General features: G+C 59.8%; 8 protein-coding genes. 4 read left to right on the top strand and 4 right to left on the bottom strand.

The genetic code is table 11. The annotated features are described in order from the left end of the window. From RQ593_RS09345 to RQ593_RS09355, 3 genes are all read right to left on the bottom strand, one after another. On the bottom strand, positions 1 to 851 hold an 851-nt coding region (locus tag RQ593_RS09345), incomplete at its 3' end, for an ornithine cyclodeaminase (RefSeq protein ID WP_311450473.1). 283 nt (positions 852 to 1,134) lie between these two features. Further along, positions 1,135 to 2,736, bottom strand: coding sequence for an amino acid permease (locus RQ593_RS09350; protein WP_311450474.1), 1,602 nt, complete (start codon positions 2,734 to 2,736; stop codon positions 1,135 to 1,137). Between the two features lie 306 nt (positions 2,737 to 3,042). Further along, on the bottom strand, positions 3,043 to 3,429 hold the full coding sequence (locus RQ593_RS09355) for a hypothetical protein (RefSeq protein ID WP_049342000.1): 387 nt from the start codon (positions 3,427 to 3,429) through the stop codon (positions 3,043 to 3,045). Between the two features lie 263 nt (positions 3,430 to 3,692). Here RQ593_RS09355 and fbaA point away from each other — a divergent pair, with 263 nt between their 5' ends. Next, positions 3,693 to 4,718 (top strand): class II fructose-bisphosphate aldolase, encoded by a 1,026-nt coding sequence (fbaA, locus tag RQ593_RS09360; protein WP_005504248.1) that lies wholly within the window; start codon positions 3,693 to 3,695, stop codon positions 4,716 to 4,718. Positions 4,719 to 4,901: 183 nt separating this feature from the next. On the opposite strand, the gene RQ593_RS09365 is transcribed toward fbaA, so the two are convergent. Further along, positions 4,902 to 5,489, bottom strand: a complete 588-nt coding sequence (locus RQ593_RS09365; protein ID WP_070507398.1) for an arsenic metallochaperone ArsD family protein — start codon at positions 5,487 to 5,489, stop codon at positions 4,902 to 4,904. Between the two features lie 339 nt (positions 5,490 to 5,828). On the opposite strand from RQ593_RS09365, the gene RQ593_RS09370 reads away from it, so the two are divergent. From RQ593_RS09370 to RQ593_RS09380, 3 genes are all read left to right on the top strand, one after another. Further along, positions 5,829 to 6,341, top strand: coding sequence for a PTS glucose transporter subunit IIA (locus tag RQ593_RS09370; protein WP_049354085.1), 513 nt, complete (start codon positions 5,829 to 5,831; stop codon positions 6,339 to 6,341). A 390-nt stretch (positions 6,342 to 6,731) separates the two neighbouring features. Further along, on the top strand, positions 6,732 to 8,336 hold the full coding sequence (locus RQ593_RS09375) for a glycerophosphodiester phosphodiesterase family protein (RefSeq protein ID WP_311450475.1): 1,605 nt from the start codon (positions 6,732 to 6,734) through the stop codon (positions 8,334 to 8,336). A gap of 368 nt (positions 8,337 to 8,704) precedes the next feature. Continuing rightward, positions 8,705 to 10,366 carry an NAD-dependent succinate-semialdehyde dehydrogenase gene (locus RQ593_RS09380; protein ID WP_311450476.1) on the top strand — a complete coding sequence of 554 codons (1,662 nt, stop codon included), beginning with the start codon at positions 8,705 to 8,707 and terminating at the stop codon, positions 10,364 to 10,366. Positions 10,367 to 10,517 lie beyond the last annotated feature (151 nt).

A 10,517-nucleotide genomic window follows, 5' to 3' on the forward strand; every position in this document is an offset into this window, starting at 1 on the left:
CCGGTCAGAACCTTCCAGAACTCCACCACCGGGAAGTCCGGGTCCTTCTGCTGAATCTCGCCCTCAATGCGGGTCTGCGGCGGGAACTCAACAAACACGGTGGAGCGGTCCAGAATTTCGCTTTCCAGCTCAGTCTTGCCGGGGCAGTCGCCACCAATAGCGTTCAGGTGCACGCCGGGCTTCACCTGGCGGTCCAGCAGAACCTTCGCCTGCTGCTTATCGGCGGTGCAGGTGGTAATAATGTCTGCACCCTCAACAGCCTCATCCACGTCCTTAGCCAGGTGGATGCGGAAGCCCAGCGGCTCCAGGTTGCGGCGGAACTTCTCCATCGCGTGCGGGTCAATGTCGTAGACGGACAGGTCCTCAATGCCGAGCACCGCGCGCATACCCAGCGCCTGGAACTCAGACTGCGAGCCGGTACCAATCATCGCCATCTTCTTCGAATCCTTGCGCGCCAGGTGCTTAGCAACCATGGCGGACACGCCGGCGGTACGCAGCGCGGTCAGCAGGGTCATCTCAGCCAGGAACACCGGGTAGCCGTTATCCACGTCAGCGAGCAGACCGAACGCGGTCACCGTCTGGAAGCCGCGTGCCGGGTTTGACGGGTGGCCGTTCACGTACTTGAAGGAGTAGGTGATGTTGTCGGAGGTGGGCATCAGCTCAATCACACCGAAGGGGGTGTGGGAGGCGACGCGCGGAATCTTGTCGAAGCTCTGCCACTTCTTGAAGTCTTCTTCGAGGAAGTCGACCATGCCGGCAATGATGTTGCCTACGCCGTCCTTCTGAATCCACTTCGCCATCGAGGCGACGTCAACAAATTCCACCGCGTGTGCGCTAGGACGTTCAGTCATGATTTTCTCCTTTGAATATCTGCACAAAACTTCTTTGTGCATCTGGTGGTCACTGTGGATATCTATTATCTCAAAATATATTGCAGGACACACCGTATTAGAAATGCTGTAAATATGTACTTTGCTTGATGTATTACACGGATGTAATACGGAAGCGAACACGGAAAGACGTGCAGGGAGGGGGTTCTAGAGACTATTGGCTAGAGTCTATTGGTGAGGGTCTAGCGGCTGGGGTCTAGAACCCCCTCATTGCCGTCACCGGGATTGGAGGCAACCGGTCGGGTTAGTGGCCCTTCGGGTTGTCCTCGTCCTCAATGTCCAGTTCACCCAGGTCAATGTGGGTACGAGGCTCCGAAACGAGCTTCTTCACCACGGGGCGGGCCGCAATCACAGGCACGGAACCGGTGTAGCCTTCACGGACGCGAGCAATCTCGTTGACGCGGTCACGAACCGTGTACCAGCCGATAATCAGCAGCGGGATAACCAGCAGCAGCGATGCCAGGGTGTAGGTGCCGACCGGGTAATCCAGAGCCATCAGCACCAGCACAATAGCCAGGAAGGCCATCACAGCCCAGTCGCTGAAACGACCGCCGGGTGCACGGTAGTTGGGGCGCTTGTACTTGCCCTCACCGACCAGCTTCAGATACTTCTGGTGCGACATAGCGATAGCCGCCCAGCTAGCCATGGTGCCCACGGATGCGATGTTCAGCACGACCTCGAACGCCTGCTCGGGAACGAAGAAGTTCAGCACAACACCGAAGAGGCCAATCACACCGGTCAGCAGAATACCTGCCACCGGAACGCCGGAGCGGGATACCTTGGTGGTGAACTTCGGTGCCGAACCTGCAACACCCATCGAGTGGAGGATACGGCCGGTGGAGTACAGGCCAGCGTTCAGCGAGGAAGCAGCCGCGGTAATAACGACCAGCTGCATAATCGGTGCGGTACCGTCAATGCCGATAGCGTCGAAGAAGGTCACGAACGGCGACTCTGCGTCCTTGTATGCGGTGTAGGGCATGAGCAGGCAGAGCAGAACCACGGAACCAACGTAGAAGATCGCGATACGCCAGATCACGGTGTTGATAGCGCGGGGGATAACCTTCTCAACGTTCTTGGTTTCACCACTGGTGGTGCCGACCAGCTCAATACCGGCGTAGGCGAACACAACGCCCTGAACCACGATAAGAGCGGGAAGAATGCCGTTGGGGAAGAAGCCGTCATTGGCAGCGATGAGTTCAAGGCCGGGGCGGACGCCGTTGATGGGTTCACCGAAGACCAGGTACCAGATACCTACCGCCATGAAGGACAGCAGGGCAAGAATCTTAATGAGCGCGAACCAGAATTCCAGCTCACCGAAGAGCTTCACGGAGATAAGGTTCAGAGCCACGGTGACGATAACGACGATGAATGCGCTAAGCCACTGAGGAATATCTGCGAAGAACTGGTTGTATCGACCGAACCAGCTGATGTAGATAGCGATAGCGGTGGCGTCTGCAACGGCGGTCATTGCCCAGTTCAGCCAGTACAGCCATCCGGATACGAATGCGGCCTTTTCGCCGTAGAATTCGCGGGTGTAGGAGACGAAGGAGCCCGAGGAGGGGCGGTGAAGGATCAGCTCGCCGAGGGCTCGAAGGATCAGGTAGCCGAAGAAGCCGATGACGGCGTAGATAACGGCGAGCATGGGGCCTGCGTCCTGCAGGCGGCTACCGGTGCCCAGGAACAGGCCGGTACCGATAGCGGAACCGATGGCGATCATCTGGAGCTGACGTGCGCCAAGCCCCTTGTGGAAGCCTTCCTGTTCGTGTGCGAACGGGTCATCTGTGGGGGGCTTAGTGTACTGATCCGCTACAGAAGTCTGCGGGTTCTTGTTCGGTGAGGTGCTCACGCTATACCTCCTTGGATAGTTACGTCTGAAGCACGTGCTACACGAAATGTGGTTGGGAACACGCCTGTGAGTTGTAACGACTATAGCACGGCAATTTGACTAAATATAACCCGCATCACGTAACAATTTATATACATATAATGCATATCTTATAAATATATTTGGTTCATGTTGTATTGTGTGGTTTTCATTGTTTTGTGAAATAGATTAATTGAACCCCGAGTCCAAAAAATCAATTACCCCACCACCGCACAGCACAAGAGCACCCACAACGGGGTGCTCTCACAACCTATTCAAAACAGGGACCTAGCCCTCCATCAGGCGGTCAATCTTCGCCCGCAACGCACGCTCACGACGATTCAACCACCACCAGCTCGGCCAACGCATCAACGACTTACGACCCACCTGCACGACCGAGGGGAGCTTCGCCTCCGCAAGCGCCACATCAATCTCATGGTCGCTCGCCCCCTCATCACGCATTTTCTCCATCAACTCAAGGGATTTCGCCATATCGCCGTGCCCCAAAACATGCCGACTCTTACGCTCCAGAACCTCATCCAACTGGGCACGCACGGGCGCAATAGCCGCCGCATTCGGATGCTCACGCTCAGCACGACGCTGCGCCTGGCGGGCACGCTTCTCACGTTTCGCGTCGAGCTGTTTTGGATTATTTTTAGCGCTCGCCTTGCTCATGGGAGGTTCCTTTCGTCGCGTCCGGGTGATGTGTACGCTGGCCTGCACGCACAGAAGACATCAAGTCATTAACACCTCTACTTTACCGCGGTATTTCGCGGAAATTTCGCTGCAGTAAACCCAAAAAAACCCACAAAAAATTAACGATAAATAAGTCGTATCTTGGTAAAATAGTGCGAGTAGGAGGCGTCTCGCGCGCCAACAAAATATGGTGAACCGGCCCAACATTGGTAACCGGTCGCATCTATCCAAGGAGTCAGCATATGGCTATTGCAACCCCCGAAGTTTACGCAGAAATGCTGCAGACCGCGAAGGAAAAGGGCTTCGCGTACCCCGCAGTGAACGTGACCTCCTCCCAGACCCTGAATGCTGCAATCCGCGGCTTCGCAGAGGCTGGCTCGGACGGCATCATCCAGGCATCCACCGGTGGTGCAGCATACTGGTCCGGCGCTTCCAAGAAGGACATGGTCGTTGGCTCCCTGGCCTTCGCAGCATACGCACGCGAAGTTGCTAAGCAGTACGACGTGAACATTGCACTGCACACCGATCACTGCCCCAAGGACAAGCTGGACGGCTTCGTTCTGCCCCTGCTGGCAGAGTCCGAGAAGGCTGTTGCTCGCGGTGAAGACCCCATCTTCAACTCCCACATGTGGGACGGCTCCGCAATCGACCTGGACGAGAACCTGAAGATTGCTGCTGAGCTGATCGAGCGTACCTCCAAGGCAAAGCTCGTTCTCGAGGTTGAGATTGGTGCCGTTGGTGGCGAGGAAGACGGCGTTGAAGGCGCTATCGACGACTCCCTGTACACCACCGTTGCAGACGCAATCAAGACCGTTGAGGCAATCGGCCTGGGCGAGAAGGGCACCTACATGGCTGCTCTGACCTTCGGTAACGTTCACGGCGTGTACAAGCCCGGTAACGTTCACCTGCGCCCCGAGCTGCTCAAGGAAATCCAGACCGAGGTCGGCGCTAAGTACGGCAAGGGCGACAAGCCCTTCTACCTGGTCTTCCACGGTGGCTCCGGCTCCACCGAGCAGGAGATTGCAGACGCAGTGTCCTACGGTGTTATCAAGATGAACATCGACACCGACACCCAGTATGCATTCACCCGCCCCGTTGCTGGCCACATGTTCAGCAACTACGACGGTGTGCTGAAGGTTGACGGCGAGGTCGGCAACAAGAAGACCTACGACCCCCGCGTTTGGGGTGCAGCTGCAGAGGCAGGCATGGCCGCACGCGTGGTCGAGGCTTGCCAGCAGCTCGGTTCCGTCGGTACCTCCATCAAGTAAGGTACTGTTCGCCCGCCGCGGCTCCTGTAGCCGCTGCCGGGTGTGAACCTAAGCTTCGTTAAGCGAAAGCGGTGCCCGCTTCCTCATCATGAGGAGGCGGGCACCGCTCTTTGTTTATGCAGTTCTTTGGGTGCGCAGTTTAGAACCGGGTGAGTCGGGCGCTCGTTGCCGGCAGGGGTGGGTTTACTTGCCGCCGCAGCCGCAACCACCGCATCCGCAGCCGCCGGACTTCACAGCCACCGAACCGGAGGTGGGGATACCGTCGCCGGTGTCGCCACCCATGAGGTTCACGCGGTTGCCAATCTCGGGGCCGCCGACCGGCTGGGGTGCCTTACCCGCCAGGGTTGCCGCGAAACCGGCGGGCTCCGCCAGGGGGCTCAGGTTCGGAATCATCGACGCCGCCGGGGAGCCGGAGGGGCCGCACGCAGCAGCTGCCGCGTTAGCCTTCGGCTGGGCGACCAGGTGGGCGCGCGCAAAACGCTTAATCTGCTCGGCGGTCGGGTAGGAGAAGGACACCTTCACCTCACCGTTGACGAGCATGAGCGGCAGAACCTCGCGGCCGTTCATCTCAATCTGCTCCGCCACGGGGGCGCACTCTTCAAATGCGGAAGGGTAGGAGTCGGTGGAGTACACCTCAATGTCCACGCCCGAATCCAGCGCCTCCTGCGCGGCACCCAGGAACTCGGAGCGCTCCATATCCTGCGGATCCTCCGGGTTCTCGCCGGGACCCGGAATAAATACTTCAAGAACGGTCTCAGCCGCTTCAGTCATCAGTTTTTAGCCTTTTCTCTCTTATGGGCACCGGCTCGGGGGAGGGGTGCCAGTCCTTCACTAAGTGTACTCGCGACCTCAAGAGTGCAGAAGTGTGAGTTGAAGTTCCAGATTTGCGGAATATTTGCAGAATTCGAGTCGAATGACCCTCAGCTCGTGAGCTACGGGTTTAGGTGTTGTATTCTGAGTGCATATGCACCGGAGTGTGCGAACCCTGCAAATCAGGCAGGCGTCGCCCGGTGTGAAACCAAGAAGGCAACGACGCCCGCATCCGACGCGGACGCATCAGCGCTACAAATACACGCTATTCATAGCGCCACACGACCAGAAGGAGCATATATGTTCGGTTTCGGCAAGAAGAAGAAGGAAGCTGCCGCACAGGAAGCATCGTCCGCAGACGTCTACGTCGCACCTGTTACCGGCGAGTACCTGCCGCTGAGCGAAGTCTCCGACCCCGTTTTCTCTCAGGGCGTTATGGGCGACGGCTACGCAGTGAACCCCACCGCAGGCACCATCGTCGCACCCGTTGCAGGCACCATCGCACTGATTCAGGACACCCTGCACGCATTCATGCTCCGCACCGAAAACGGCGGCGAGGTACTGGTACACATCGGTATCGACACCGTTGAGCTCGGTGGCGAAGGCTTCACCAAGATCGCTAACGTAGGCGACAAGGTTGAGGCAGGCGCCCCCATCATCGAGGTAGACTGGGCAGCAATCGAGGGTCGCATCCCCTCCAAGGAAACCATGGTGATGATCACCAACACCGCAAAGTTCAACATCTCCAAGGACTCTGAGTCCCGCCGCCCCGTCGCAGCCGGTGACCGCGTCGCTCAGGCATCCAAGAAGTAAGCTGAACCAGCGAAAATAGCTCAGCTTCAATAAGGGTGAATACCCTTTGAAAAACGTTTAACGCAAAAGGTCGCGTCCTGCAGGCTCAATCAGTCTACAGGTGCGGCCTTTTTCGTTACGCGAGAAATTTTTTAACGCCATATGAAATGCCGCTATTAAAAGCGGCGGAAAAGGAGGAACACAATCACCCGCATTACACGGCGGGCAAGAATGAGGCGCACATAATACCCTATTTGCCTGTGAACGTAGTGAATTACCGATAAAAAATCGTTATGCTACTTAGAGTTGCAGTTTGAGTTGAGAGAATCCGGACCCTCAGCTATAACCAAAACTTCAATGACCAACCACACACATTACGCTCAACTCATAAACGAAAAAAGGACCACTACGGTGACTGCATTCCCGAAGACCTCTAAGAATCTGAGCCGCCGCGGCTTCATCGGTGCCTCCGCACTGGCACCCGCCGCCCTCATGCTCCAGGCAGGCGAAGCCCACGCCGCAGCCAACACCCGCGCACAGCTCGCGGCAGTACACAGCGGCTCCCCCGCACATCAGCTGCTCTACAAGACCGATGAATTCTTCATCGCCCACCGCGGCGCCGGCAACATCAGCCCCGAGCACACCGCCTACGCCTACGCAGAATCCGTACGCCGAGGCGCCCTCGCCGTCGAAATTTCTGTACGCACCACCAGCGACGGCCAGTTCGTCTGCATGCACGACACCAACATCAAGCGCACTACCGGTGCGTCCATGGACGTGCGCGGCCACACCCTCGCCGAACTGCGCCAGTACAAGGTCAACATGCGCAAGAACCTGGGCGAAAAGACCGACCTGTACAACATCCCCACCCTCGAAGAGGCCATCGCCGCGGTTGACGCCGTACCCGCAGGCGGCGAATACGCCTCCGTCGGCGGCAAGAAGGTCGTGCTGTTCCTCGAAGCGAAGGACGGCCCCGCACAGGCAGGCCTGATCAAGTTCATCACCGAACGCGGCCTGCAGCGCCGCACCGTCATCAAGATGTACCGCGACGGCAACGGCGGCTTCAACCCCACCTCCAAGTACCTCAAGCTCGCCAACTCCGCAGGCTGCGGCACCTGGTGCTACTTCGACGGCGGCGACCCCATCGACAAGATTTCCGCAATGGCACGCCACGAGAACGTGGATGCCCTCGGCGTACCCTACTACGAGAAGCCGACCGGCGCAGCCCACGGCTCCATGAGCGAAGAGAACGTACGCGCCCTCACCGGCCTCGGCAAGGCAGTCATCGTCTGGGAAATCCACCGCCGCTCCGCCTACGAAAAGTACAAGGCACTGGGCGTGAAGGGCTTCATGTGCCCCGACCCCTACTGGGTGATTGGTGACCCCTTTGACGCCAGCGTCAAGATTAAGACCGGCAAGCGCCCCCACGGCATGCTGCCCGCCGACCCCTCCGTCGCAGCGGACATGCCCGACCTGACCGGCGCAGCCATCGTGCACAACCAGCGCTACGACGAATCCGTGCTGCTCGGCCCTCTGGCGAACTACACCACTCGCGACAAGTACACTCTCGACTTCTCCATGAAGTGGACCAGTGCAGTGCCGAAGCAGGATGGTCACTACGGCTACATTGCGTTCGGTCGTGAACACGACGGCGCCTTCGGCATCGGCAAGAAGTTCTCCGCAAACCAGGAAGACGGCACCTACGTGCTCGCTATCCGCCCGAACTACCGCGGCGGCTCCGTAGCGCAGATCCTCTGCTTCGAACCGAACCAGGCAAGCCCGCGTGTGCTGCACACCATGAAGCTGCGCCAGAAGGTCACCACCGGCCAGGCACTGAACTGCAAGATCGTGCTGAACAAGAACAGCTTCTACTACACGGTCAACGGCCAGTACTCCAGCCCGATTAACCACAGCGCCTACCGCGGCCCGTACGTGCACTTCGGCCGCTTCCACGGCACGAATGACGGTGGTCCTCTGGAACTGACCCGCATCGAGGCACGCCAGTCCTGGATTTGAGAGAACAGGTGGGCCTAGTCCACCAGGGTGCCCGCCTCACCGTCCGCTAAGCGGTGAGATTACGGATACCGGGCAGAGCGGATGCAACACCGAGCATCCCTTCCGGGCAACGCCTTCCATAATCCCCAGCTAGGATTCTCGCGCGCTGAGCGAGAATCTATCCGAAGGGGGTCGCATCCACAGCGGGTGCGGCCCCCTTCAGCGTGCCCGCGGTCTTTTGGGTGGGGAGAAGGCGTACAAGGGCGTGTAGGCGCGCGGGGGAGGGGAGCGAGCCGCCGGGTCGGTTCGAGGAGCAGGGGAGCGTGCAGGACTAGAATTAAAAGCGTCAGAGTCGACCGTACCGGCCGCCCCAACCCGAAAGGCACGCCATGACCACCTCACCCGAAAGCTCCGCCGAGAATCCCGCCGCAAAGCCCGCCGCGAAATCCGCCCAGTTGCGAGGCCGCACCGAACCGCATATGCAAAGCATCAACATGCCGCAGCGTGAACCCATCGACCCGTACGAACGGCCCTCCTACCCCTTCTTCTACGTGCCCACCGACCTGCTCATCGGCGGCAGCTGGGTCACCGGCGACAACGGCTCCTTCCCCGTGCACAACCCCTCCTGCGGCCAAATCCTCGCGCACGTCGCCGACGCTAGCGTCGAACAGGGCGTCGAAGCACTCGACGCCGCCTGCGACGCCCGCACCTCATGGGCGGCAACCAGCGCCCGCGAACGCGCCGACATCCTCAACCGCGCCTACACGCTCATGACGCAGCGCACCGAAGTCATCGCCCGGCTCATGACTCTCGAAATGGGCAAGCCCCTCGACCAGTCCCGCGGCGAAGTCGCCTACGCGGCAAACTACCTGCGCTGGTACGCCGAAGAAGCCGCCCGCAACTTCGGCCGCACCGCTGTTGCCCCCGAATCCGGGCTGCAGATCACCACCGTACGCCGCCCCGTCGGCCCCTGCCTGCTGATTACCCCCTGGAACTTCCCGCTCGCCATGGCGGCACGCAAGGTCGCCCCGGCGCTCGCGGCGGGCTGCACCGCGGTGCTCAAGCCCGCCTCCCTGACCCCGCTCAGCTCCCTGTACTTCGCCTCCCTGATGCGTGAGGCGGGCCTGCCGGACGGCGTGCTGAACGTGGTGACCACCTCCCGTACCGGTGAGGTTGTCTCCGCGCTGATGGCTGATGAGCGCCTGCGGAAGGTCTCGTTCACCGGCTCCACCGCCGTGGGCCGCACCCTGCTTGAGCAGGCCTCGCAGAACGTTCTGCGCACCTCCATGGAGCTGGGCGGCAACGCCCCGTTCATCGTCTTTGAGGACGCGGACATTCCCGCCGCCGTGGAGGGCGCCTACGCGGCGAAGATGAGGAATATGGGCGAGGCGTGCACCGCCGCTAACCGATTCATCGTGCACGAGGACATCGCCGAAGAGTTCACCCGCGCCTTCGTGGAGCGCATGGAGGCGACCGTCGTGGGTGACGGAACCGTCGACGGAACCGACTGTGGACCGCTAATTCAACCTTCAGCGGTTGAATCCATGCTTTTTATGGTCGAAGACGCCCTGGGTAAGGGTGCGCTCCTCGCCTGCGGCGGGTACATTCCCGAGCTGCCCTCGGAGGTTTACGGCAACACCGGCGGCATGCCCAGGAACCTCAACAAGGGCAACTTCATTCGCCCCACCGTGCTGACCGGCGTGACCGATTCAATGCGCGTGTGGCGTGAGGAAATCTTCGGCCCCGTCGCACCGATCGCCACGTTCAGCGGCTACGGTGAGGAGGGTGAACGCACCGCCCTGAAGCTCGCCAACGACACCGAGTACGGTCTGGCTGCGTACGTGTACACGAGCAACCATCCGCGATTTACGCGCATGGCGGCTGGTCTGGAGTTCGGTCTGATCGGTTACAACTCCGGCGTTATCTCGAACGCGGCGGCACCCTTCGGCGGCGTGAAGCAATCCGGCATGGGCCGCGAGGGCGGCCCCGAGGGTCTGGAAGAGTACACCGAGCTGCAGTACATTGGCGCGCCGAACCCGTTCGCCGGGTAGGCGAGCGGCCGTCGGGTTGGTGGTTAGCTATATCCGGCGTGTAGCTGGGCGCAGAGAGTCCTGGATACAGCGAAGCCCCGGTGGGTACCCGAGAAGTGAACTGCGCCCCGAAACTTGGACGCTTTAAATAGTAACCCTTATGCGGCTTCCA

The sequence above is a fragment of the uncultured Rothia sp. genome (assembly GCF_963507905.1).
Lineage (GTDB): Bacteria > Actinomycetota > Actinomycetes > Actinomycetales > Micrococcaceae > Rothia.

Excerpts from the sequence above, each read along its gene's own strand:
- RQ593_RS09355 (WP_049342000.1), bottom strand. The coding sequence starts at position 3,429 with ATGAGCAAGGCGAGCGCTAAAAATAATCCAAAACAGCTCGACGCGAAA.
- fbaA (WP_005504248.1), top strand. The coding sequence starts at position 3,693 with ATGGCTATTGCAACCCCCGAAGTTTACGCAGAAATGCTGCAGACCGCG.
- RQ593_RS09365 (WP_070507398.1), bottom strand. The coding sequence starts at position 5,489 with ATGACTGAAGCGGCTGAGACCGTTCTTGAAGTATTTATTCCGGGTCCC.
- RQ593_RS09370 (WP_049354085.1), top strand. The coding sequence starts at position 5,829 with ATGTTCGGTTTCGGCAAGAAGAAGAAGGAAGCTGCCGCACAGGAAGCA.
- RQ593_RS09380 (WP_311450476.1), top strand. The coding sequence starts at position 8,705 with ATGACCACCTCACCCGAAAGCTCCGCCGAGAATCCCGCCGCAAAGCCC.